20 protein-coding genes are annotated in these 24,825 nt (G+C 44.1%); 13 read left to right on the forward strand and 7 right to left on the reverse strand.

The genetic code is table 11. The features are described from left to right. The first annotated feature begins 11 nt into the window (after positions 1–11). The 7 genes from cydD (at position 12) to MHI12_RS15110 (ending at position 10,079) form a co-directional block, all read left to right on the forward strand. A complete protein-coding gene (gene cydD, locus MHI12_RS15080) occupies positions 12–1,835 on the forward strand; it encodes a thiol reductant ABC exporter subunit CydD (protein WP_405172843.1) in 1,824 nt (607 codons plus the stop codon). After that, complete coding sequence (cydC, locus tag MHI12_RS15085; protein WP_405172844.1) at positions 1,832–3,559, forward strand: thiol reductant ABC exporter subunit CydC; 1,728 nt, start codon at positions 1,832–1,834, stop codon at positions 3,557–3,559. Before cydD ends, cydC begins: the two co-directional genes overlap by 4 nt. Positions 3,560–3,722: 163 nt before the next feature. Next, entirely contained in the window at positions 3,723–4,349 is a 627-nt protein-coding gene (locus MHI12_RS15090; protein ID WP_339783883.1) for a hypothetical protein, read from the forward strand. A gap of 339 nt (positions 4,350–4,688) precedes the next feature. Next, on the forward strand, positions 4,689–5,384 hold the full coding sequence (locus MHI12_RS15095; RefSeq protein WP_405172845.1) for a response regulator transcription factor: 696 nt from the start codon (positions 4,689–4,691) through the stop codon (positions 5,382–5,384). Between the two features lie 2 nt (positions 5,385–5,386). Continuing rightward, positions 5,387–6,634 (forward strand): ATP-binding protein, encoded by a 1,248-nt coding sequence (locus MHI12_RS15100; protein WP_405172846.1) that lies wholly within the window; start codon positions 5,387–5,389, stop codon positions 6,632–6,634. Between the two features lie 105 nt (positions 6,635–6,739). Beyond that, a complete protein-coding gene (locus MHI12_RS15105) occupies positions 6,740–7,429 on the forward strand; it encodes an ABC transporter ATP-binding protein (protein WP_405172847.1) in 690 nt (229 codons plus the stop codon). Beyond that, positions 7,422–10,079, forward strand: coding sequence for an ABC transporter permease (locus tag MHI12_RS15110; protein WP_405172848.1), 2,658 nt, complete (start codon positions 7,422–7,424; stop codon positions 10,077–10,079). The genes MHI12_RS15105 and MHI12_RS15110 overlap by 8 nt, the downstream gene beginning before the upstream one ends. 93 nt (positions 10,080–10,172) lie before the next feature. Here MHI12_RS15110 and MHI12_RS15115 read toward each other — a convergent pair whose 3' ends face one another. Next, a complete protein-coding gene (locus MHI12_RS15115; protein WP_405172849.1) occupies positions 10,173–10,448 on the reverse strand; it encodes a hypothetical protein in 276 nt (91 codons plus the stop codon). A 187-nt stretch (positions 10,449–10,635) separates the two neighbouring features. Here MHI12_RS15115 and MHI12_RS15120 point away from each other — a divergent pair, with 187 nt between their 5' ends. Together MHI12_RS15120 and MHI12_RS15125 are read left to right on the forward strand one after the other, a co-directional pair. Next, positions 10,636–12,252, forward strand: coding sequence for a helix-turn-helix domain-containing protein (locus tag MHI12_RS15120; RefSeq protein WP_405172850.1), 1,617 nt, complete (start codon positions 10,636–10,638; stop codon positions 12,250–12,252). A 28-nt stretch (positions 12,253–12,280) separates the two neighbouring features. Next, positions 12,281–14,026, forward strand: a complete 1,746-nt coding sequence (locus MHI12_RS15125) for a sensor histidine kinase (protein ID WP_405172851.1) — start codon at positions 12,281–12,283, stop codon at positions 14,024–14,026. 105 nt (positions 14,027–14,131) lie between these two features. Here the strand turns inward: MHI12_RS15125 and MHI12_RS15130 are convergent, their stop codons facing one another. The 4 genes from MHI12_RS15130 to MHI12_RS15145 all read right to left on the reverse strand — a co-directional run bounded on the left by MHI12_RS15130 (position 14,132) and on the right by MHI12_RS15145 (position 18,823). Further along, positions 14,132–15,022 (reverse strand): carbohydrate ABC transporter permease, encoded by an 891-nt coding sequence (locus MHI12_RS15130; RefSeq protein WP_124114740.1) that lies wholly within the window; start codon positions 15,020–15,022, stop codon positions 14,132–14,134. An 18-nt stretch (positions 15,023–15,040) separates the two neighbouring features. Then, positions 15,041–15,931: an ABC transporter permease gene (locus MHI12_RS15135; protein ID WP_405172852.1), complete on the reverse strand. Its 891-nt coding sequence runs from the start codon at positions 15,929–15,931 to the stop codon at positions 15,041–15,043. A gap of 90 nt (positions 15,932–16,021) precedes the next feature. Continuing rightward, on the reverse strand, positions 16,022–17,626 hold the full coding sequence (locus MHI12_RS15140) for a hypothetical protein (RefSeq protein WP_341007489.1): 1,605 nt from the start codon (positions 17,624–17,626) through the stop codon (positions 16,022–16,024). A gap of 186 nt (positions 17,627–17,812) precedes the next feature. After that, positions 17,813–18,823 (reverse strand): alpha/beta fold hydrolase, encoded by a 1,011-nt coding sequence (locus MHI12_RS15145; RefSeq protein WP_310335427.1) that lies wholly within the window; start codon positions 18,821–18,823, stop codon positions 17,813–17,815. A gap of 124 nt (positions 18,824–18,947) precedes the next feature. Between MHI12_RS15145 and MHI12_RS15150 the strand changes: the two genes are divergently transcribed. Both MHI12_RS15150 and MHI12_RS15155 read left to right on the forward strand, forming a co-directional pair. Continuing rightward, the gene (locus tag MHI12_RS15150; protein ID WP_405172853.1) at positions 18,948–19,832 is read left to right on the forward strand and encodes a LysR family transcriptional regulator; all 885 of its coding nucleotides are present in this window, start codon (positions 18,948–18,950) and stop codon (positions 19,830–19,832) included. A gap of 111 nt (positions 19,833–19,943) precedes the next feature. Then, the gene (locus MHI12_RS15155; RefSeq protein ID WP_405172854.1) at positions 19,944–20,408 is read left to right on the forward strand and encodes an NUDIX domain-containing protein; all 465 of its coding nucleotides are present in this window, start codon (positions 19,944–19,946) and stop codon (positions 20,406–20,408) included. A gap of 163 nt (positions 20,409–20,571) precedes the next feature. On the opposite strand, the gene MHI12_RS15160 is transcribed toward MHI12_RS15155, so the two are convergent. Then, on the reverse strand, positions 20,572–20,919 hold the full coding sequence (locus MHI12_RS15160; protein ID WP_405172855.1) for a winged helix-turn-helix transcriptional regulator: 348 nt from the start codon (positions 20,917–20,919) through the stop codon (positions 20,572–20,574). 133 nt (positions 20,920–21,052) lie between these two features. Here MHI12_RS15160 and MHI12_RS15165 point away from each other — a divergent pair, with 133 nt between their 5' ends. Beyond that, positions 21,053–21,967: a DsbA family protein gene (locus MHI12_RS15165; protein WP_405172856.1), complete on the forward strand. Its 915-nt coding sequence runs from the start codon at positions 21,053–21,055 to the stop codon at positions 21,965–21,967. A 116-nt stretch (positions 21,968–22,083) separates the two neighbouring features. Next, positions 22,084–22,656: a hypothetical protein gene (locus MHI12_RS15170; protein ID WP_405172857.1), complete on the forward strand. Its 573-nt coding sequence runs from the start codon at positions 22,084–22,086 to the stop codon at positions 22,654–22,656. Between the two features lie 605 nt (positions 22,657–23,261). On the opposite strand, the gene MHI12_RS15175 is transcribed toward MHI12_RS15170, so the two are convergent. Next, a complete protein-coding gene (locus tag MHI12_RS15175; RefSeq protein ID WP_405172858.1) occupies positions 23,262–24,770 on the reverse strand; it encodes an alpha-N-arabinofuranosidase in 1,509 nt (502 codons plus the stop codon). Positions 24,771–24,825: the final 55 nt, after the last annotated feature.

A 24,825-nucleotide genomic window follows, 5' to 3' on the forward strand; every position in this document is an offset into this window, starting at 1 on the left:
AGGAGCGTTCAATGAAGAGGAGAGCCAAATCCAATCTGATCTCGCAGCAAATGTCTTTACAACGAAAAAACAGACTTCTCCTTGCGATCATATCGCTGGCCCTTGGTGCAGCTATAATAAGCCAGGCCACCTTGGTGGCTGAAGCAGTCCAGCGAATCTTTGTAGAGAAAGCTTCCTTTTCATCAGTGGTCCTGTTGCTTGTCCTATTACTGGTTGTTATGGCTGTACGCTCACTGTTGTCGTATGGTAATGGGAAAGTGGGCTTGCATATGGCAGCACGCGCCAAGACGAATATGCGATCATCTGTGTTGCAGAACCTGACCCGCGCTTCCATGCCTTCAACCCTGAGTGGACAGACGGGAGGAAAGGTCAGTGTTGCTTTGGATGCTGTGGATGAAGCCGACAGTTATTTCAGTCAGTACATGCCGCGTATGATGGAAGCCGCGATGATCCCGATTCTGATTCTGGTTGTTACATTTACGCAGCACGCCAATACAGGCTGGATTATGCTGTTTACGGCACCATTTATCCCGCTGTTCATGATCTTAGTTGGGCTCAAGACAAAGAACAAATCAGAAGAAAAATACGCGCAACTGGCTGAGTTTTCCGGTACATTTCTGGATTCACTTCAGGGACTGGTTACGTTAAAAATATTCGGACGGGCTAAACGGCAGCAACAGGAAATTGAACGCAGCAGTCTGGGGTATCGTGATGCTACCATGGGCATTTTGAAAATTGCATTTACAAATACGTTTATGCTGGAATCGATCGTGATGTTAAGCATTGGTATTGTTGCGCTTGAACTGGCTATCCAGTTACTCGTTTTCAAATCGATGAGCTTCCACACGGCCTTTCTCGTGTTGTTACTCGTTCCCGAGTTTTACAGTCTGTTGAAGAATACAGGAACGGCTTTTCACAGCGGGCGAACCAGTATGGGGGCGATTCGTAAGGTGGAACAAATGCTTGATGAAACAAGTATCAAGAGCACACAAACGGAGCCTGAAGATGGATCGGATCAAAGCGAATTAACCAATGTCGATGCAACAGCACAGACGGAAGAGCTCCGTACAGCTCGTGCCGAGTTGATAACAATGCCACCAACCATTGAACTGGACCATGTCCGATTCCAGTACACACCTGATTCCTTTGGACTTGAGACAGGACAGATCTCAATTGGACCAGGAGAACAGATTGCTATTGTAGGCAAAAGTGGCTCAGGTAAAACCACGCTGATTCATCTCATTGCCGGTTTACTGAAACCAGATTCGGGAGCGGTTCTGGTTAACGGAAGCCAGATTTCGCAACATGATGAGGCTGCATGGTTCGAGCGTGTTAGCTACATTACACAGCATCCGTATATTTTTGCAGGTACATTTGCCGAAAATATAGCGATTGGCGCGGGTCGGAACGTCTCCAGAGCTGAAATTGAGCAGGCGGCAGAGGAAGCAGGGCTTGCTGGCGTTGTTGCACAATTGGAGCAGGGCTTGGATACGTTTGTTGGTGAAGGTGGCCGGGGGCTGTCTGGTGGGGAAAAGCAAAGACTTGCTTTGGCACGTGCTTTTCTGAAGCGACCAGCTGTTATTTTGTTCGATGAACCCACCGTTGGTCTGGATCTGCACACCGAGCGGGTACTACAACAATCCATTGCGGCATTAGCCAAAACGGCAACGATGATTACGGTGGCACACCGTTTATATACGATTCAACATGCGGACAACATTTTGTTTATGGATAGTGGGGTATTAGTGGATTCAGGACATCATGAAGCGCTTCTGGCGCGCCTGCCTCAATATGCGGAGATGGTGGATGTACAACGGAAAGGAGGGTTAGCATGAATGAGCTGACGATTCTGTCAAAAGCGATGATTCAGGAGCGCAAGGATATCTTGCTTTCGATATTGGGCGGATTTATCGCCGGCATAGCAGGGGTAGCTCTCTTTTCCGCGAGTGGGTATATGATATCGCAAACGGTATTTGCCCCACCGCTGTATACCTTAATTGTACTCACTTCTATGGTCAAACTACTTGGTTTCCTTCGAGCGGCGAGCCGCTACGGAGAACGCTTGTATTCGCACAGGGCAACATTTTCCATGCTGAGCCGCTTGCGGACGTCCTTTTTTGCCAAACTGATCCCGGTAACGCCAGGTATATTGAACAAAAACCGAAGCGGGGATCTGCTTGCGCGGATCGTGGGTGATGTGGAAAGCTTGCAAAATTACTTTTTGCGGGTCGCGTATCCACCCATCATGGTCGTTATGGTGTTTTTGGCTACCATGCTGTTCACTTCGGCCTTTTCGATCTGGATTGCGTGTTTGTTAGTACTAGGTATGCTGATTACGGCATTTGTTGTACCAGGTATTGTCTTGTTAGGTCAGCAAAAAATACACGGACGTGTCCGCCAGCAACGGGCCTTGCTGTCCACGGAAGTAACCGAAGTGTTGTATGGTTTCCGGGATCTGAAAGTATACGGCCAATTGGAACAGCGTGAGCAACAGCTTCAGCAGGCTTCCGCTGCATTGGCAACGGAACAGAAACAAGCCGCTTCACACCTACTGCGCGGGCAATCTATGCACGTTTTTGTGACGTATCTTGTTACATGGGGAGTGCTGGCACTGAGCGCCTTTTTAATTGTGAATGGAGCGTTTGCCGGTGTATTCCTCGCCATGCTGATCCTGGCCACGCAGACCGTGTTCGAAGAAGCTGCGGCAATGGCTATATTACCTCTATATAAGCAGGACAGCGAGCACGCCGCTCAGCGACTGGCGGAAACGGTGCCAACCTCCGATGTGCAACCTGTACAGCCAAGCGGTGAAGTGTCATCCGATCAGGCAGTTTCGATTGAACTATCCGGTGTTAACTTCCAATATGAAGGGGAATGGAGACCGGCGCTGAGGGAGCTATCCCTGCAACTTGCTGCAGGCTCCAAAACAGCGATTGTCGGGCCGAGCGGGTCAGGCAAGTCAACGATTATCGATCTGTTACTCAAGTTGCGTGCGCCAACGTCTGGTGAGATACGGTTAAACGATGTTCTGGTGCAGGAACTGAATGAAGAGAGCATTTGGCAAAGGGCAAATGTTGTGTTGCAGCAAAGTCATTTCTTCCGGGGAACCATCCGGGACAACCTGTTGCTGAATGAAGAAGAACATTCAGATGAACAACTGTCGGCTGTACTGGATAAAGTCCAACTGCCGAATAAGTTGTTGACTGACATGGTGTATGAAAAAGGGGAGAACCTGTCGGACGGTGAGAAGCAGCGGCTAGCTCTCGCACGGGCCATGCTGCGCAAAGGACGGTTATGGCTTCTGGACGAACCAACTTCTTCGCTGGATTACGTCACAGAGCAACGTGTATTGCAGCATCTTCTGGCACAGGCATCGGAAGATACACTTCTCCTAATCTGCCATCGGCTGACGGGATTGGAAGAGATGGATCGGATTGTGGTCATGGACCAAGGCAAGATTGTGGAATCGGGTTCCTTCTCCGAGCTGATGGAGCAAAAAGGCTATTTTTATGAAATGAAACAAATTGAACGACAAATGATTGGAGACGCCGGGGCGTGAGAATCTAGTCTATTGAGTAGACGATACTGTCGGTTGTCGTTAATGAAGAAAATCTCAACAAATCAATTTTTATAAATTTAACTAAACCCCAGAGGATGCAGTGCATATACTCCTTGGGGTTTGTTTTGATATAATAGTTTTTTTATGTCTATAAAGGAGATGGATGATGGGAAAATATAAGTGGGATATTGTTTTTTATTTGGCCGTATTTTTATTTGTTGTGTACCTGAAGATGAATGACCAATCTCTGTTTTGGATACTTGGAGTCGTTCTCACCGCTACTCTGATCATGTTTACCATTCGTATTTTTTATCCTCTGGGTTGGGAAACACGCATGGACCGCGTCGAGGCTTTTCTACGCAGACAGGAGAATACTCCAAAGCTTTATATCTATTACGCTCTTGCAAACAGACTTGATGATGAATTGGAACACACAATAGAGCGCATCAGAAATGAGGACACGAATAAAAGGACACAAGCAGTATATAATGCAGCTTACGGCTCCTATCGCAACGACTTGGTAGCTGTTCGTACGGCGGTGCAGAATATGCGTAGATCGGATTATCGTACATATTATGAAACGTATTTGCTTATGGAAGAAGGAAGAAGTGAGCAGGCTAGGGAACACTTGAAATCCATTAACAAGGTCTGGATGAGATCTTCGCTTCTTGCAGCGATTGAACTAAAAGCGGGACAACGCGAAACTGCGATTCAGCTATTACAGGAAGCAATGCATGCTGTCAGAGGTGTCCATCGTTATATGATATTTAAGGAATCAGAGAGATACTAACGGTGAACAACAATCTTTCTTGGCATATAGTACAATTGACACGGATAAAAGCTTGTTCCACATAGGAGCAGGCTTTTATATTTGGTATTAAAGGACAAGAGTATACAGAGTAACTAAACTTTTTGGTTGAACGGAGAACACCTGATCAAAATGTACCCTAACCAGTTAGCCTATCTGAGGAAAATCTTAAACTCGTATACTCGTGAAGATAGCCTCATTGAACATCCCATTAATCATAATGTTATAGCGTAGAAACTCAAATGATGTATAATGACGCAGGAACTCTATAATCAAAATGAAATAAATACAAATTCAAAATAGCATGATCTGAGGTGTACGATGAATCGCTTATTACTCGTAGAAGATGATGAAAATCTGGTGTTTGGTATTCAATATACACTGTCCAATGAAGGATATGAGATCGTTGTGGCGGGGAACTTGGAAGAAGCTAGACAGGCACTGCATGCAAAGTCGATCGATCTGATTTTGTTGGATGTCACTTTGCCCGATGGGTCGGGATATCAACTATGCAGTGAGATTCGGGTGACGTCGCAAGTGCCCATTATCTTTTTGACGGCTTTGGATGAGGAAGCAAACGTGGTCGTAGGGCTTGATCTCGGAGCAGACGACTATGTAACCAAACCTGTTCGAACCAAAGAACTTATTTCACGAATTAAAGCCGTATTACGACGTAACAACAAGGGAAAACAAGAAGTAAGCTTATGGATATCGGATAACATCCAGGTGCGTATTTTAGAAGGAACTGTACTCAAAAACAATAGTGAAATTACACTGACGGCGCTTGAATACCGATTACTATTGATGTTGATCTCTCATCCGAAGCAGATATGCAGCAGAAGTTCAATTCTGAATCATCTCTGGGATCTCTCGGGCGACTTCATTGATGATAATACGCTCTCTGTCCATATCCGCAGGTTAAGAGAGAAAGTGGAAGATATTCCAGCAGCACCACAATATATCGTAACCGTTCGGGGGATCGGATATAAATGGAACGTGGAAGTTATAGGGAGATGAACATGTTTGAAGTCATGCGAAATCCAGAGTGGAAATCTATCGCCATTAAAGTACTTGCTCTGCAAGTTCTTTTGTCGTTCGTGATGTTCTTTTACATGCAGCATCAAGTCGGTAGCATTAATACAACCATTGTGAATCAGAATAGCGCCCTAATCGGGCATTTGTTAATGAAAGATCCCCAGTTGGAGAATGAGGTGATTCACTTTGTTACCCAAGGTGCCCAGGCCGATGAACTTGCTGAGGGGCAACGTATCCTTGCACAATACGGATATCAGGCGGGTATGTCTTTAGAAGATCAGCCGGCTCTTTCAGGACTAGCATTACCCTTAAAAACAGCGACTCAAGTATTGTTGTTCCTGATCCCACTCATGGTGTTGCTTCTGTGGGAGTATCGTACATTTTTTGTAAAAATCAGAACGATTTCTCATGCAGCGGAGCAGGTTGTGGAACAGCAATTCGATAAAAAACTGCCTGAGACGGAGGATGGAGACTTCGGCTCACTTGGCCGGAGCTTCAATGCGATGGCTGGAAGACTAACTAACAGCCTGGAGCTACTCCAGCAGGATAAAACCTTTTTGCGCAATCTGTTATCCGACATTTCTCACCAGCTCAAGACACCCCTAGCCTCTCTGATTGTGTTCAATGAGAATCTGCTGAATGAACCCGGGATGAAAGAAGAAATGAGAATGACGTTTCTGGAACGAAGTCGGCAGCAGCTTGACCGAATGGAATGGCTCATCATCAGCCTGCTGAAGCTGGCACGGGTCGAAGCGGGAGCAATTGGATTTCGAAAAGAAAGGATCGAGCTTAGGGAGATGGTGGAGAGCGTTGTCTATTCACTCCGGACGGTAGCAGACCAGAAGCGGCAGACGATCTCCATCCTCGGTAGTGAAAATGCGTTTGTGCAAGCAGATGAAGAATGGCTCAAGGAAGCTGTTATAAATTTGATTAAAAATGCACTGGAACACTCCCCAGTAGAGGGTGAGGTTCAAATCCATTTGGAAGAAAACGCACTGTTTGATACGATCATTATCCATGACAAAGGCGAAGGCATTCATCCCGATGATATGCCTCATATTTTCAAACGATTCTATAAAGGAAAGAACCATAACAAGCCCAACAGTATAGGGATTGGTCTGGCTTTGACCAAATCGATCATTGAGGAACAACAAGGGATCATTACGGTGGAGAGTGTGCTTCAAGAAGGGACAACATTCAGAATTTCATTTTTCAAAAAAGAGAGGACTTAAGAAGAAGCTTACGATAATGTAAGCTTCTTCTTCACTTCAACGTAAGCTTCCACACCTATAATAACAATCAAGCAATGTTAATCATACAACTGGAGGTACAACAAGGTGGAAATTTTGAAGACCGATCATTTATGTAAAATATACGGAAGTGCTGAGGCTAGGGTGGAAGCATTGAGAGATGTTAATCTGTCCGTCAATCAAGGAGAATTCGTTGCGATCGTTGGCGCCAGCGGATCTGGCAAAAGCTCATTGCTGCATCTGCTCGGGGGAGTGGATCAACCGACAAGTGGCCAAGTCATTATTGACGGTATAGACCTGTATTCTCAAAGTGAAAATGAATTGGCTGTGTTCAGAAGACGCAAAATCGGTTTTATTTTCCAATCATACAATCTGATCCCGGTGTTAACTGCGGAAGAGAACATTAAATTGCCGATGCTGCTTGAGAATAAACATGTGGACGAGGGTTATCTTGAGGAATTATTGAGCGTGCTGGGACTCAGCGATCGAAGGCAGCACCTTCCGTCCCAATTATCAGGCGGGCAACAGCAGCGAACTGCAATTGGACGTGCATTGATCAATAAACCATCGATTATTTTGGCTGACGAACCAACGGGCAATCTGGACAGCAAGAACAGTAAAGAAATCGTAGATCTGCTTACCTACTCCGTCAGAAAGTATAATCAAACCTTGATTATGATCACACATGATCTGAATGTAGCTCAGAGAGCGGACCGTGTTGTAAATATAAAAGATGGCACACTCTTGCAGCAAACTGGGGTGAGAGATCGTGAATAAGTATACTAGTCTTACCCAAAAATATTTGCTAGGGCAGAAAAAAAGATCAATACTAACGATCGTTGGCATTATTTTGTCCGTGACACTACTTACAGCCATCGGAACCATCGGCCTCAGCTTCAGAGACAAGGTGGTTCGGCAAACCGTTCAAGAGTACGGGGATTACCATGTTTCTTTTAACGGATTACCCGGAGAAGCCATCTCTAAAGTTGTCAATAATGCATCGGTGGAGAGTGCCGGAATTATTAGTAGGGAAGGATATTCAGTCCTTAGTAAAACGAGTGAGAAAGAGAAGCGAGAAAATCCATTTGCTGCGCCTTATCGGTATTTGAATCTCAAAAATTATAACACCGATGCAATGAGCAAACTCCAGATTCAATTGGATGCGGGCAGACTTCCCAAGAATTCTCACGAAATTATCCTACCTACGTTGAGTCTGGATAGCTTTCCAACGAAACCGAAACTGGGTGATTCGATTAAGTTAAATCTGGGAGATCGGATTGTTGCATCAACAGGGGAAATGAAAAAAATTAATGGTTTGGGAGATCTCGGCTGGGATCAGGATGAGGATTTTCGCCCCCAAACAGAGAGGGAATTTATCGTCGTCGGGTTTAGTAACCCAGGCACTAAGGGTTCCTGGTCGGCCAACTTCATATTACCGGCCATCACTTATGATGATAACCAAACGATCAAACCGGATAAAAAATACTTCATTTACGTCAAAATGAAATCGATGGATCAAATCGAGCCAAAGACAAAAGCTATCATATCATCATTAAATGTTGAGAAAGTGGATCAAGGTTCTGCCGTAAAACTAGATAGGGCTATCGACATTAAAAATGTTCGGATCGATTACAATAATGAACTGCTCAAGTTATATGGCGAAAGCACCTACGAAGGTGTAAACCACAGCCTACTATACGCATTCGCTGCAATCATCATCATTATTATGGGTTGTACGAGTGCGGTAATTTATAATACGTTTCATATTTCTGTTCTGGAGCGGACCTCCCAATTCGGAATGCTGCGTTGCATTGGGGCTACCCCATCTCAAATACGCAAATTAGTTCTCAAAGAGGCGACAATACTTAGTCTAATTGCCATTCCTATTGGGTTATTGACGGGAACTGTTTTTATGAAACTTCTGTTTTACAACATCAGCTTTTTGGCGTTGGGATTTCTGAATGATATGCAAATGGTCATCTCCCTGCCAATTTTGATCATAGCCGGGGTACTGGGATTATTGACTGTTTATCTGTCGGCAATCGGACCTGCGAGACTGGCTGCAAAGGTATCCCCACTTGAGGCGATTCATAGCTCGGGAAGCACAAAGGTGGAGGACATCACATCTGTCCGAAAATCAATGCTGCTAGGAAAACTGTTAGGTATCGAAGGGCAGTTTGCTAGTCGAAACATCAGGCGGAACAAAAAGCGTTTCGGCATCACTGCCTTTTCCATAGTGATCAGCATGATTCTATTTATTGTCTTTAGCGGCTTGGCCGGATTCTTAGGACAGACGTCTCAATCGGGGATCGAGTATTCCTATTCAGTTCAATATGAAGGGGATTCCAAGCGGATCGATGATTCCGTATATTCAGACATTGTCAAAATTGACGCAGTAGAACATGCTTATAAGTTATATATCCATCAAGTGATGGCAATTCTTCCGAAGGATAAAGTCAATCCCAAATACTATGAACTCAGGAAGGGAATGTATTCTGTTGAAGAGGGAGAGGGGTATCGAACAGACAACAATTTCCTCGAATCTTACGGAGATAACGGACTCGATGCTCTGAAATCCAAACTAACGGCTGGTACGATCGACAAAGATAAGATGAACCAGGAGAATGGCGTCATTCTCAATCAGAAGTTACGAATTATAACGACGGAGGAAGGCAAACAGATTATCATCGACCAAACCCAGTTTAAGGTTGGGGATCACATCCAAGTACGTACTTTAGATGGAGGGAATCAAAAATACAAGACACTGACGGTGACGGGGATCGTTGAACAAGGGGTGTTATCGAAAGATTATAATGAGAGCGCGATGCTTGAACTCATTACGACACCTGAAGTCATAGAGAAAGTTACAGGTAACGATGCGTATTCAAGGATCTTTATTCTTGCGAAAACCGATATTTCAAACAAGCCGATCACGGATTACCTCAAGTCCCTAACCGAAAAAGACGCTGGTTACAGCTATATGGATAATGTGATGGCGCGAGCAAAGGCCAAAAACGATGCCACCACAGCAAGCATCTTTTTGTATGGTTTTATCGGTGTAATTGTCCTTATTGCATTCCTGAATATACTGAACACCGTCAGCACCAATCTCATTCTACGCACCAAAGAATTTGCGGTGCTCAAAGCGATCGGCATGACACAGCGTAATGTTGGGAAAATGATCCTATTGGAAGGTGTTTTATACGGCCTGTACGCTGCAGTATACGGCAGTATACTCGGAACAATACTGAGCTATGGGATACATCATCTCTTCAAAGGTGCTCTCGATGTAGGTTGGGCCATTCCATGGTCTAGTATTGTTCTTGCTTGTGCAGGTGCCATAGCAACAACACTCGTTGCTACAGCTTGGCCGATGTATCGATTAAACCAAACGAGCATTGTTGAGGCATTGAGAAAGGAAACCTAAAGAAACTGGAGAACTATAAAATAGCATATCCCTTAAAAAAGTCGCATAAATAGATTGCGGCTTTTTTGGTATCAAGAACGTCTTGTAACACTTTTACATAACAGCAGATGATTCAGCCGATTTATTTTTCTTCGCCAGCGGCTTTTTCCTTAGTGTCCTATCATACAGATATGGCTTTCCGTGATATTCCCGTGCATGCTTTTGTTTCTGCTTTTTATGTATATCAACCTTGATCTCCAGATTGGCAACGTTATTCTGGAATTCAGAAGCAACTCGTTTGCACCATTTCAATCCACTTTCTTCAGATTCACTGAAATGAACACGTAATAGATATCCGTTCACCGTTAATTCAAACTTGTATAAATTCATGATATGTATCCTTTCCAGGTAGAGATTATAAACTGCACAAAATACGTTAATCTGATTATAACAGGAACATACGTTCTATAAAAGTGGTATTTGTGAAAACCTCAATCCAAGAAGGTTCGCGAGACTCCTTCGCAATGGTTCGTTTAATGGTAAAATATCTAAAAATGGTTCATGTTGGGGGATACGCATGTATAAACTGATGATCGTAGATGATGAATTGCTCATGCGGGTTGGAATTCGTTCCATGCTGAATTGGGAAGAGTATAATTTCTATGTTGTTGGAGAGGCGGGAAATGGAAAAGAGGCATTAAGCCTTGCGCTTGAAGTGATGCCTGATCTAATTATTACAGATATTAAGATGCCGATTATGAATGGGCTACAGCTTATACAAGAGGCCTCCTGCGTACTGAAAACCTGTAAGTATGTCATCCTGAGTAATTTTGACGAATTTCATTATGTGAAAGAGGCGCTAAAACTTGGCGCTTCAGATTACTTGATTAAAAGTGAGATCACCGAATCCTCCCTTATTGACCTCCTGAGCAATGTTGGACAGAAACTGCAAAGTGAACATGTTCACCCAACCAACACACCCTCTATAACACATGACTATTCCAAGAGCCTAAGATATCTAAAGGATAGTTTTTTCCAAGATATTGTAAGCGGATTCATTAGTGAGAAGGATATCGTCACCAAAGCGGAAGAACTGCATTTTCGTATACGTTCGGACCAGTTGGTTGTCATGAAGTTCATCGTGAATTATTACGAGGATGCAAAGCGGAAATATGTAGAGAAGGGGGAAAAGCTGCTCCGATTTTCAATTCTTAATATTATGGAAGAGATCATTCCCTCGAAGTGGGAGAAAGAGATTTTTGTTGAAAGTTCCTCAGAATATTGGGTGATCGTCAATGTACTTCCTGAGAGCCAATCTGTACACGCCGACTTAAATAAACTATGTAATAAATTGCTGTCTTCGATCAAGGATTTTATGAATCTATCGCTCACGGCCGGGGTAAGTAGAATGACTTCCGGTTTCCTTCACATCAGGAAGGCCTGCCAAGAGGCAGAAACGGCTCTGCAACAGGGTTTCTTCACAGGAAGCAACCAGGTGTTGTATTACGATGATATGGTTCAATCCCCAGATCGACATGAAGTTAAGGGGGCTTTAAGCCCGCAACAAGAACGAGATTTGTTGAAGTTGTGGGTAAGCAAAGACAACAAAAAGGCGGAAGAGTTCCTTGAAGGAATCCGATCCAATCTGGAACAGCTACGAGCGGATGAGAATAGCATTCGCAAGCAATATATCATGGTAATGGAAACGATACATTCCCATCTATCCCGAGCTACGGAAAGAGGTGCACCTTCTTTAACAGAAAAATCACCCTATGAAATCGTTCTAAAGGGGGAGTATTGGGAGGATATCCACCAAGATATGCTTGCTCATATTGCATATTACTTCCAAAGCGATTCCCAAATCAAACAGGAAAGTACTTACACCGATCTCGCCACTGAATTGATCGACAAGTATTATGCGGAAGATATCTCACTGCAAAGTATCGCTAGCCAAATCAGTGTGAATCCGTCGTATCTCAGCCGTGTGTTCAAACAGGAACGAGGAGAGAACTTTATTACGTATTTGACCCGAGTTCGAATTGAACATGCCAAGGCGTATCTATTGAGCAGAGGAATGAGAGTGTATGAAATCGCAGAAAAGGTGGGCTACCATAATTACACGTACTTCAGTAAGATTTTCAAAAAATCGGTAGGGGTCACTCCTGAGGAATATCGAGAATTACAGCAGGGATGAATGTAATCGGTGAATAGAGGTGCAGCATATGAAGCATGTTCGGCCCTTCCGAATCAAGTACAAAATTATGGTGATCTGTATGACGGTCATTATCCTTCCGGTATTGGTGATGACAATCAATTCGTATTACTCCTCAGAGCGGTTGTTGGCACAGAACTATACAACGTTGCTAAACGATCTGGCCAAACAGACGAATATTCGCATTGATGAGTTCCTCAAGGAGATTGAGAAAATTTCGCTTCTAGCCAGCAATGGGCTTAGTGACAATCTGTCTGCGACTCATGAAGGGAGTTTTCCGATCCAGGATTTCCTGCGAGAGGGTGATAAACAACATGAGATTGCCGCATACAATATTCTGATGAATTATATCATGATGAAAGATCGCGTATTCTCCATTTACCTCTACAATATGAACGGGGGACAGGACCTTTTTGTAAGTCCACATCAACCCATTGATCCAAACTTCAAAGTATCAAACGAATTGTGGTTTAAAAAGTTCATGCATGATAAGGATCGAACCATTACCCTCACAACACGAATCGACGAGCAATTGGAGAATAAAATACTGGCAGTGTCACACGCTCGCAAAATTCATGATGTGACTAGTGGAAAACTGCTTGGCGTGATTGTTGTCAGCATTGATATCAAATTCATTGAAATCGTCAACCGCAACTTGCAGGAAGGGCTGCGCTCCAGATTCATGATCGTTGATGAGGATGACAAGATCGTATATAACGTGAACGAACGATTAATCGGGACACTGTTCCGGGACAACGTTCGCCCGCCCGAAGCACTAAATGTCGTGGTGACCAGTCCCCTTAGTCAGCAAAAATGGACAACTTACTTATATATGCCTTTGGATGAGCTGACTGCTGATGGCAAAATATTGGGCCGTAATCTGGTGACGCTTGCCATCGTCATTGTTCTTTTTGCTGCCGTCATATCCATCTTTTTATCTCATGTGATCACAACTCCCATTAAAAAACTGCTACGGAATATTGCTCTGGTCGAAAAAGGTCAGTTTGAACAAGTTGAACCTATTGGCTCAAGAGACGAGATTGGTCATTTATCCATTCGATTTAACAGAATGTCGCACGAATTGAAGCGGATGGTCGAACGGATGCAGCAGGAAGAAATAGAGAAAGCCAAGGCCGAGATGCGTGCGCTCCATGACCAGATCAAGCCTCATTTTCTGTATAACACCCTTGGGTCGGTGAAATGGATTGCCTCAATGCAGCAGGCTGATAAAATCGTGGAAATGACCGATGCACTAATCTCCATGCTCCGCTATGCAACAAAATCCGATGGAACCCTCGTAACCATTCGTGAGGAACTTGATAATATAACGAATTACGTAACGATTCAAAATGTCAGGTACTATGATTGTATTCAAATGCGATATGAGGTTGAGGATAGACTGCTGGATTATCGCATGCCCAAAATGATCCTGCAGCCCATTGTGGAGAATGCGATATTTCATGGACTCGCTGAACTCGAAGAAGACGGAATCATTACCATTCGGATTCAATCACAGCTGGATGAAGTTGTGATCCAAGTCTGCGATAATGGCGTCGGTATGGATCATCATACGATGCAGAATCTATTGGAAGAGAAGTCCGGTGCAGGTACGGGAACGAATGGGATTGGATTGCATAATGTGCAGCGGCGGATTCAACTTCATTTTGGGAAACCCTATGGAATACAAGTGGAGAGTAAAATGGGTGAAGGTACCATTTTCTCCATTCTGCTGCCTGCCATCATAGAAGCCAAATAGTCATTCATGCTTTCATTTATACATCTCATAATGCGGTACAGCGATCATAAAAATAATTTTAGATATAAACAAAGGGCTCGCAGTATGAACTGCAAGCCCTTTTGTTCACCCTTTGACGCTACCTAACACCAAACCTTTGGTGAAATATTTCTGTAAGAACGGATACACGAGTAAAATCGGAATGGCGCCCAGGAACATTTGAGCGGCGCGCCCCGTTCTGGCGTTCATCATGGACAACAGCTGCGTATAATCTGACCCAGATTTCAGCATGATTTGCTCAAAACTTTGCAGGAGGGTCTGGAGGTAACTTTGTAACGGATAATTGGCTGGATTGTTCATATAGATAATGCCATCGAACCAGGAATTCCAGTGGGCAACGATACTGAACAAACCAACCGTAGCGAGAGCGGGCTTGAGAAGTGGGAGTAGAATACGAAGCAATACTTGTACAGGCCCAGCACCATCGATAATTGCTGATTCTTCAATCTCCTCGGGCAGCCCCCGAATGAAATTCATGAGGATAATCATACTGAATACGGGGAGAGCTCCAGGCAGGATCAGAGACCATATGGAATCTATCAGTCCCATTTTGACGACCACGAGATAGGTTGGAATTAATCCTCCACTGAATAACATGGTTATTATGAAAAATCCCATATAGATATTACGCCCCATCAATTTTTGTTTTGATTTGGAGAGGGGATAAGCCGTGAGTACGATCAGAACCAGATTCACCAACGTTCCGATAACGGTTCGTTGAATGGCTACCCAGAGAGAGGAGAAAAATGATCCTCCAGTTAATGCAAATTCATAGGCTTTTGTCGTAAATTCCACAGGCCAGAACGTAACACTCCCCGCAGATACAGCTGCGCTGCTGCTGAATGAAACAGCCAGCAAGTTGATAAACGGCAGGATACATAGGAGAGAGATTAGAAGCAGTATGGTGTAGTTTATGATAAGAAATACACGTCTGCTCATACTTTTATCATAGATCATAATGTGAGTTCCTCCTTCTTAGAAGATACGATAACCAGCCACTCTGTAAGCCAGGATGTACGATACAGCAACGAGAACACTGGAAATGATCGATTTGAATAACCCGACAGCGGTACCAATTGAATACTGTGCTTGTTGAATTCCTAAACGGTAGACATAGGTATCAATAATATCACCCGTCTGATAGACAACAGGGGAGTAGAGATTATAGATTTGGTCAAAGCCAGCATTGAGTACGTTTCCAAGTGAAAGTACGGTGATTAAAACAATGGTTGGCATGAGGAGAGGCAACGTAATGTAGATGGTTTGTTTCCACCGTTTCGCTCCGTCGATCACCGCGGCTTCGTAAAGTCCCGGATCAATACTGGTCAGGGCTGCCAAATAAACAACCGTGCCAAACCCGAAACCTTTCCATATGTCACTCACAATCATCGTCCAAGGAAAAATAGAGGGTGTGCCAAGAAAGGAGATCGGTGCAATACCAAATACACTTAGAAATGTATTGATAATGCCGTCGGAGCTAAGGATATCCAGCATGATGCCAGCCATAATGACCCAAGAGAGGAAGTTCGGAATGTAGACAAGGGTTTGAAATGTACGTTTAATTCCACTGTGTAGTACCTCGTTAAGCAGTAATGCAAAAATTACGGGCACGATTATACCACCGATAATCTTAAAGACAGACATGTACAATGTATTCCAGATCGTTCTTACGAAGTTCGGCTGATTAAATATGTGGGTAAAATTATCCCATCCTACCCATGGCGAGTTGAATCCGAGGCCCGGATTGTACTTCTGAAACGCAATAATAAGTCCGTAGAAAGGGATGTAACAAAAGATGAAGACCAAGACCAGGCTTGGAATCAACATGAGATGGTAAGGACTCTGCTGCTTCCATTTTCTCAACATACATATTCCTCCGTTCCTTGTACGCCAAATGTAATCGCTATCAAATAAAGGGGAGAGATGCCCCTCATCCCCTCTTTGTGACAAACGAGATTATTTCTTCCCGTAGGCTTCATTAACTGCCTGGGTTGCGTTATCGCCCCCGGCTGCACGCCAATTCTGGACAATAACATCGAAATAATCGATACTTTCGCTACCCATAATGATCTTGGTGAAACCTTCGGTCAGGATATCATCCAAGGTTGTGCCGTAGCTTGAAAGTATTTCTGGCGTAACACCCCATAAGGCCGTCTTTGTATAGTTCTCGCTGTCCAGTACTTTCTTGGCAAGCCCATACGCATTCTTTGGAGCCCCTTGTTGCAAATAATCACCAACTGCTCCTGGGGTTGCATTCTCCATGAATTCCACACTGTTGTTATATTTTTGCCACATACCCGACGTCGTGAGTCCACTGGTATCCTTGGATTGAAGGGCAGCGGAGACCGCCTCAAATTGCTCGTAATCGGAATTCGGATTAAGTACACGGAACGCTCCAACAACATGGGCAATATCGTTGTCCAGCAAGGCGGATAACGTTTCTGTGGATTCCTTGCCATTGCCTTCATCCACAATATAAGCATAGTCGTTCAAAATTTTGATCACTTCTTCAGGGCTCTTAAATCCCTTTTTCATAACGATATAATTGTTGTTGGCGAAGAAAATGGATTGTTTGGCTTCTTTCCCATCAACGGTAGGGATGATATAAGGGTAGAAGATGGCGTCCTTACCCAGATTGGATACCGTATCGACACCCGGATTATAACCCCACCACTGGTAATAAGGCTGCATTCCCACTTTGCCGGCTACGATATCCGCGTTCATCGCATTAAAGTCTTTGATTGCAAATTCCGGATCAATGATGCCTCGCTTGTACCATTCTGACCACTCAGCCAACGCATTTTTCATCTCAGGCTGCACGGAGCCGTACACGAGTTTTCCAGTGCTATCTTCCATCCACATATCCGGATGCGCATTCCATGCAATGGCCAGCAGGTTGAGGTAATCCAACGATTGGTCTACGGCTATACCATAACCACCGTGCTTTTCCATGAATTTTAGTGCGATATTTTTGATGTCTTCCACAGATTTCGGATCTTGGACTCCCAATTCTTCTTTCCAGTCGTTCCGGATCCAGATGAAGTCTGGCTGTTCAATTAATCCCCAGTGCATCTGTGGTATCCCGTATAGCTTACCGTCCTTCTTTCCAGATTCGTAACTGTCCGCATCTGCTTCCATGTAACCTTTGAGACGATCTGAAGCGTGTTGATCAAAGACCTCGGAAAGGTCCATGACCATATCTGCTTCGACTAACTGTCTCAGTTGTGATGGATTAACTCTGAATACGTCAGGAAGATCGTTCGATGCGATAGCCAAATTGAGTTTTGTATCGTACTCATCGCTAACCCAGTCTGTTTTGACATCAATATTAAATTTCTCTTTGTATCGCTTAATCCATACATTGTTGGTGATATCGTCGCCCTTTGGATATTTTGCAGAAGTGTATTCTGATGTTACGGTATGGATGGTGGTCGTTCCAGCCTCGTTGGAATCCTTGTCCGTCGTTGAACCTTTATCAGCACCGCTTCCATTGCTACAGGCTGCGAGTAATAAGGTTGACATGCACACAGACAAGACTAAGGCTTTTGTTTTCTTGTTCATTTCTTTTCCCCCTTATCAGTCGTAATTCAATATCGCTTACTTGAAAATATTCTAAACGAGAAAGGGGGAACGGGATATAAAGGTTATTGACGAGAACCGGTATCTTTTTTTACTTTTGAGTTGTAGCGGAGAAAAGATGAATGAGCTTTGTGCACTTTTTTTACTTTGTACTCCTTCTTTTTTTACTCATGTCTCCAAAAATTGCTTTAGATGATGATCGATAACGAGTGAATCCTCTTCGTTTGCTCCGATTCCAAAGCAGTGTCCCCACTTGGACTCTACAGGTTGATACACAGCGTTTGGCATATGCTGAGCATCATACGCACTGTCTTCTGGCGTGAAAAACAAGTCACTTGATCCTGGCATTACGAGTGCAGGAGCAGTGATCTTGCTTAACGCCTGTTCGAAGTTGCCGTCATCTACGGGATTATCGCTAATGTCTCCATAGATTCCTGTACGCAACATGGTAATCAAGTCGTTAGCATCGAAGGGAAGAAATACCTGATCCCAGTAATCTTCTACATAAGATTTCAAGGAGTTGTAACCCTCAGATTGATACAATTTTTCCAAATAGTACGCCTGCGAGAACCCCCATGGAGCATAAGCTCGTCCCATCGCTGCGAGACCGGCAACCGGAGGGCGCTCATATCTACCATTTTTATAATTCGAATCTGCCTGTAACGCCGCGATCATTGCTTCGAATACCAACTGTGTATGGGGTCTACTCTTTGCCGTTCCACCAAAGGGGGCAATACGCTCGACCATCTCAGGATAACTGGTTCCCCATTGATAAACCTGCATGGCTCCCAGAGACCAGCCCACAACCAGTTTGATTTTGGAGATACCGAATTTTTGAGTGATGAGTTGATGTTGGGCATGCACATTGTCATACATGGAGATGAGGGGGAAGTTGTTCTTATCATATGGGGCAGGGGTATTACTTGGAGAGGAAGATAAACCGTTACCCAACATATTGGGCACAACGATAAAATAGCGACTGGGGTCCAGTGCTTTGTCCGTTCCAATTAACCATTCATTATCTGTGTGAATTCCAGCAAACCATGTTGGGACAACAATAACATTGTCCTTTGCCGCGTTTAAGTTTCCATAGGTCTTGTAAGCGATAAAGGCTTGAGGGAGCTGTTGTCCCGATTGAAGTAATGTATCTCCAAGGTTATATGTTTCATAATCGTTCATAGATTGATTCTCCTTATAAAATAGTAATAACTTGATTTCACTCTACAATACGTCTATTATCAATTCAACGAAACGTTATCGAACATATCATTCATTTATTTTGAACTTAGGAGGTGTCTGACTCATGGAAATACGCCAGCTAAAAACCTTTTGGACACTTGCATCGACCTGCAGCTTTAGTCAAACTGCTGAATTATTGAGCTATGTACCGTCTACCATAACCATGCAAATCAAATCGCTGGAAGAAGAGCTCGGGGTGAAATTGCTGGATCGATTAGGCAAAAAGGTTGTGTTAACGGATGCTGGCCAACAGTTTCTGCCTTACGCCACTAAGATTTTAAACGATGTAGAGGAAGCGAAGTGCATATCCAGTCAGCACGGAGAATTGGCGGGAACGGTTGTGATCGGAGCAGATGAAGTGCTGTGTGCATATCTTCTTCCAGCCTTGTTCAAACGCTTCCGAGCGGACTATCCTGGTGTGCGGTTATTGTTCCGCCCCTTGTCTGGACAAGAGCTTAAATCGAGTCTGAGAGAAGGGCATGCCGATGTCGTCTTTGTATTGGATGAGCCTATGAATTCCAAAGACCTTCATTCAGAGTTTTTAAAGGATGAGACCTTTCAAATGGTGGTTTCTCCCGATCATATGTTAGCATCGCGTTCCGTGTTAGTTATCGATGACTTCCACAAACAGCATTTTTTGCTGACCGAAAAGAACTGTTCGTATCGCACTTATTTTGACCAATCCATAACAAAGAAAGGTGCAGATGCTCTGACAGAGCTGGAGTTTCATAGTGTAGAAGCCATTAAACAATGTGTTGCGGCTGGTCTAGGGATTGCTTTATTACCTGAAATGGCTTTGAAGAAAGAGTTGAGCGATGGGGAAGTGGTTGCTCTGCCGTGGGATTTATCAGATGTATCCTTTTCTGCGCAAATGCTCTGGCATCGGGAAAAATGGATCTCTCCGTCTATGGCTGCTTTCATGGAGGTCGCCAAGAGTGAGTTGATTTGATTGTTCAGAATTTGTTTAGATGTATGTGTTAAAATATTCTTCATGGAGATCGTGAGGTTAAATGGAATCAACCTTCAACAACATGATACAGATATATATGGGGGATTAGCAATGGAGAGAAAGATTAGAAATTCTGCAAAAGCATTGATCATTAAAGATGGGAGAATGCTTGCAATGAAGCAGGATGATAATGATGAAGTCATCTACATCCTGCCTGGTGGGAGCCAGAATGCAGGTGAAACCCTGACGGATGCTGTGAAGCGTGAAGTTGCGGAAGAAATCGGAATAGATGTAGAACCGTTATCACTGGAATTTGTCATTGAAGGGGTATACGGTGAAGCTCTTCATCGTGTAGATTTTGTTTTTTTATGCGAGTACATAGGTTTGATGGACCAAGATAGTTCTATTCTGCCAAGTGACGAAAACCAAGTGAAATATGAATGGCTCGAAATTAAAAATATAAACGAACTACCTTTATTTCCTGCAAAATTACGAAAGCAGATCATCAGATTGGTTGAGGGAGAAAAAACGGTTATGTATTTAGGAAATGAGGAAGATGACGACCTGAATAGTTAGATGTGTACACGTTGTAAACAAGCGGCCGTCTTGTATTTATAAAGGAAAGGCTATTTCAAAGGACATGATGATCCAGTGAAATAGCCTTTTTGTCGTTGAAACAAAGTGTACAGAGCGATTCAAAAATGAACATCTATGATAAGGGGTTACACTAGGCCAGGAGTTATAGTTCTTGTTGCTTCACGCCTGCTGTCATATTTTTCTGACCCCACATTACCATGGATTCAATTAAAGGAACCAATTCCTTGCCCGATTCTGTGAGCGAATACTCCACTCTCGGTGGCACCTCGTTATATTGCTCCCGATGCACGATGCCGGAATGAATCAAATCCTTCAAACAGTTCGTTAACATCGTTCCGGTAATGCCAGGCAGTCTTCTTTTTAATTCATTGTAACGTATACAGTCATTTTCACTGAGGATTGCCAGGATCGGAAGATTCCACTTGCCTCCAATGACCTGAAATGCATAAGTCGCAGGACATAACTGATCAAAATTAAACTCGTATTTCACTTGATACCCTCCAATAGTATACTTTTTGATACTAAGTCAGAAAAAGAATCGTACTTGTTCAGAAGATTGTAGACATTATAATCAAACTAACACAAGAAAATCAATTCATAAGACAATATAAAGGCGGGATAACGTGAGTAACGAATCTATGATGTGTGATCTGGAAACAGGCGTATGTGGTGTGAATGAGGAAGAGGCGATGCAAGAAATCAATCTGAATCACGTTGAGAAAAGGATAACTCTTTATTACGCAACAGATCCGATCTGCTCTCACTGCTGGGCGCTTGAGCCTGTGCTTCATCGGTTTATTGAGGAATACGGCCATTATTTTACGCTGCAAATCAAAATGGGTGGGCTACTGGCTAACTGGAATGGTTTCTCGGATGGCGCTAACGGGATTCAGAAGCCTTCGGACGTTGCAGCGCATTGGAAGGAAGTAGGTGAGCATTCACGCATGCCCATCGACGGTTCCTTATGGCACGATAATCCCATACTTTCTTCCTATCCGCCATCTCGTGTATTTAAGGTTATTCAGAGTACACGCCCTGGTAAAGAGCAGGACTTTTTAAGACGTGCGCGTGAAGCCGTGTTTGCATTTAATCGAAATATTGGAGAAGATGATGTGCTGACGGATATCGTCAATCAACTGGGCTTGAATGGAAAAGAAGTAGTTGAGGCGGCTGCACAGCAATCTGCACAAGAGTTATTAGAGGAAGACTTTGAGAATGTCGGTAGTTTGGGAGTTAGAGGTTTCCCATCCATTATCATTGTGAATGAAGAGAACCAGGGTATGAAAATTGTCGGAGCCCGTTCTCTTGAAACATATGTGCAAGCACTTCAGCAGGTGTTTGGTAGTGATCTGAAACCCAAACAGATAACCTCGTTGGAACAGAAAATCAATGAGGGACACCTTCTTTTTTCTAAAGAAATGGAGGTCTTGTACAATATCGAAAAGAATGATATTGAATCATATGTGAAATCTGAATTGGCAGAGCACACATATCGTATGGGTCATATTTTGAATGAGATGTATATTGAGCATATCTGAGACAGGAGCCATGTAAGAATCTTCCTGCTTTCGGCACACGGATGTGTTATTCGCACAGGCAAGTCGTCCACCCATTGCGTAGACTGAAGTAGATCAAGTCAAGTGAGGTGAATTCCATGGCTAAAACCAATGAAATACACGTCCGGGTGAAACGGCTCAAGGATCGCCCAGTCTGCGTGACTCTTCATAATGGCGAGACGTACGTCGGGTACATCTCTGGCGTTAACAGCGAAGGCGTAGTGCTTACCGGGGGCGGAAAGCTTACTCAGGCCGCAATCACAGCACCCTCATCTGAAGGCAGTGCTCGCAAAACCAAACCTAAAGCAGGGGCTACGAGAAAAACAGCATCCTCTCGAAACCGTAAACGGGTGAACAGCACACGTAAGTCGCAAGTACGATCCCGGTCGATGTCTCGTTCAACGTCTAGGCAAGCCCAGGTATCCTCTTTCATGCCTATGCTAGGCTCATTGTTAGGTGGCTTTGGCGGTGCCGGCTCGATTGGAGGTATGTTAGGCGGGGGTATGCGGTTGTTTGGCATGATCCAGCGGTTTACACCTGTGGTCAAAATGGGGTATGGCATGATTAAGCAGATTCAGCCATTTATGGGGGCAGTTCAAGGGCTGATGACTCCAGCGAGCCAGGCAGCTCAGGCTGAAACCGATGGTGAAGAGGAAGCACAACAAGGATAATACTTGAAATGAAAATCGTGAAAAAGAGCACAACCTTCGTTGCATTTGGGAAGGAAGGATTGCTAGTATGTTGGGTGATCTGATCTCTTTCTGATCTGTTCTGTTCCTTATCTTCTCCGCTAGATGCTTAACTGCAAGCTGCTCTCCGTACGGCAAACGGAGGGTGGCTTATTTGCTTATGCTGTATATGTGGTTTGAACCAGCTCGATTTAGCATGCTTGCTCAGCGCTAACGAACCTCAGAAACCTTATTCGGGTCAATATCAAGCCATTAAAATTCTAACGAACATGACAAACCCTATTCGCTGCAAAATGTGAGATATAGTGTGAAAAAGAGGCTGATTCTGCAGCATAACTTCTCCTGTGTTCGTTAGAATTAAAATCCGCCCGAATCGGGTTAAATAAGACTCCCTGTGTTCGTTAAATTCGTTCGTTGCGAGGAATAAAAACTGAGATTTCCAATACGCACCACACGTCTAACTTTGGAACTGTGTAGTTCGGCCGACCACTGTCATACAGCAAAAAGCACCGCGCGCAGGGAGCTGCACGCGGTGCGAAAAACAATGATGATGTTGCAGAGTGGAAACCGATTCTATCCCGCTCTTATTAAGCTTGTTTGGTTTTGAGGCGAATCACGTTCCATGATGCTTTGTTCAAGACTGCTTGCACTTTACCCTGGTCAACCGTTGTATATCCGCCGTTGTGAGGAACAACGTTACGTGGGTTTTCTTTGGTATTGGTGGCTTTCAAGTCGTTGTTCTCCAATACGATATGCTCCACAAATGTGGTTTCTCCGAAGGAACGCAGATCCACATTCAGTTCCAACTTCTCATCCAGATGTCTGTTCACCGCAAAGATTGTGATCGTGCCGTTCTCTTCATCATGCACACTGATCGCTTCGAGATAAGGCACATCTGTAAAGTCTTTGGAATCATATTTAGGTGAAGTTGTGATGGATCGCAACACCGTACCACGACCGAAGTTGGATGCGTGCATGAATGGGAAATACGTCGTCTGGAACCAGATTGCTCCGTTATTTTCCGTCATGATTGGTGCAATGGTGTTAATCAACTGAGCAAGGCAAGCCATTTTTACACGGTCGGCGTGCTTGAGTATGGTAATCAGATAACAGCCCACAGCCAGTGCATCTTCATGTGTATACACATCTTCAAACTCTGGAGGTGCAATCTGCCAACGTTCTTCCATACGGCTTGTGCCGATGGATTTCCAGACATTCCATTCATCCAGAGACAGCATTAATTTCTTTTTGCTGCGTTTCTTGGCTTGTACAAAATCACAGATTGAAGCCACACTATCAATAAATTGATCCAGATCCAGCGATGTCGCCAGGAAGTCATACGTGTTGTCTTTATTGTTGTTGTAATACTGATGCAGGGACAAGTAGTCCACATTTTCATAGGTGAGATCCAGCACGGTTGCTTCCCAATCTGCAAATGTACTCATGTCACGGCTGGAACTGCCGCAAGCCACAAGCTCAATTTCCGGATCAACCCATTTCATCGCTTTAGCGGTCTCATTGGCAACACGGCCATATTCGTATGCAGTCATTGCACCAATCTGCCAAGGGCCGTCCATTTCGTTGCCTAGACACCAGGTTTTGAATTTATGCGGGTCCTTGTAACCGTGAGAGATACGCAGATCACTCCAGTATGTGCCAGATGGGTGGTTGCAGTATTCGATCAGGTTTCTGGCCGGATCAATGCCGCGAGTACCCAGATTTACAGCCATCATCACTTCGGTTCCAACCAGTTTGGCCCAATCTGCAAATTCGTTTGTTCCTACCGCATTCGTTTCAATCGTCCACCAAGCGAGTTCAAGTCTGCGTTTACGCTCCGCTACCGGACCAACGCCGTCCTCCCAATTGTAACCGGATACGAAATTGCCGCCCGGATAACGAACAATTGGCACATTCAGAGCCTTGATCGCTTCAATAGCATCCTGACGGAAACCTTGAGCATCTGCCGTGGGATGACCTGGATCATAAATTCCGCCGTATACGGCCCGTCCCAGATGTTCTATAAATGAACCATAGACACGCGGATCTACTTCCGCAATCTGAAAGTCTTTATCGATAAGCATTTTGGATGTAAGCATGGTAAGTACCTCCATTGGATGAATTCATAATTTTGAAAGAATTAACAGTGGTATT

It is taken from the genome of Paenibacillus sp. FSL H8-0280, from assembly GCF_045040665.1.
Classification (GTDB): domain Bacteria; phylum Bacillota; class Bacilli; order Paenibacillales; family Paenibacillaceae; genus Paenibacillus; species Paenibacillus xylanexedens_A.

What these genes read in the sequence shown, in the direction of transcription:
- MHI12_RS15175 (WP_405172858.1), bottom strand. Translation starts at nt 24,770, where the DNA reads ATGCTTACATCCAAAATGCTTATCGATAAAGACTTTCAGATTGCGGAA.
- MHI12_RS15130 (WP_124114740.1), bottom strand. Translation starts at nt 15,022, where the DNA reads ATGATCTATGATAAAAGTATGAGCAGACGTGTATTTCTTATCATAAAC.
- MHI12_RS15170 (WP_405172857.1), top strand. Translation starts at nt 22,084, where the DNA reads ATGGCTAAAACCAATGAAATACACGTCCGGGTGAAACGGCTCAAGGAT.
- MHI12_RS15155 (WP_405172854.1), top strand. Translation starts at nt 19,944, where the DNA reads ATGGAGAGAAAGATTAGAAATTCTGCAAAAGCATTGATCATTAAAGAT.
- MHI12_RS15140 (WP_341007489.1), bottom strand. Translation starts at nt 17,626, where the DNA reads ATGAACAAGAAAACAAAAGCCTTAGTCTTGTCTGTGTGCATGTCAACC.
- MHI12_RS15150 (WP_405172853.1), top strand. Translation starts at nt 18,948, where the DNA reads ATGGAAATACGCCAGCTAAAAACCTTTTGGACACTTGCATCGACCTGC.
- MHI12_RS15115 (WP_405172849.1), bottom strand. Translation starts at nt 10,448, where the DNA reads ATGAATTTATACAAGTTTGAATTAACGGTGAACGGATATCTATTACGT.
- cydC (WP_405172844.1), top strand. Translation starts at nt 1,832, where the DNA reads ATGAATGAGCTGACGATTCTGTCAAAAGCGATGATTCAGGAGCGCAAG.
- MHI12_RS15100 (WP_405172846.1), top strand. Translation starts at nt 5,387, where the DNA reads ATGTTTGAAGTCATGCGAAATCCAGAGTGGAAATCTATCGCCATTAAA.
- MHI12_RS15095 (WP_405172845.1), top strand. Translation starts at nt 4,689, where the DNA reads ATGAATCGCTTATTACTCGTAGAAGATGATGAAAATCTGGTGTTTGGT.
- MHI12_RS15120 (WP_405172850.1), top strand. Translation starts at nt 10,636, where the DNA reads ATGTATAAACTGATGATCGTAGATGATGAATTGCTCATGCGGGTTGGA.
- cydD (WP_405172843.1), top strand. Translation starts at nt 12, where the DNA reads ATGAAGAGGAGAGCCAAATCCAATCTGATCTCGCAGCAAATGTCTTTA.
- MHI12_RS15125 (WP_405172851.1), top strand. Translation starts at nt 12,281, where the DNA reads ATGAAGCATGTTCGGCCCTTCCGAATCAAGTACAAAATTATGGTGATC.
- MHI12_RS15135 (WP_405172852.1), bottom strand. Translation starts at nt 15,931, where the DNA reads ATGTTGAGAAAATGGAAGCAGCAGAGTCCTTACCATCTCATGTTGATT.
- MHI12_RS15145 (WP_310335427.1), bottom strand. Translation starts at nt 18,823, where the DNA reads ATGAACGATTATGAAACATATAACCTTGGAGATACATTACTTCAATCG.
- MHI12_RS15090 (WP_339783883.1), top strand. Translation starts at nt 3,723, where the DNA reads ATGATGGGAAAATATAAGTGGGATATTGTTTTTTATTTGGCCGTATTT.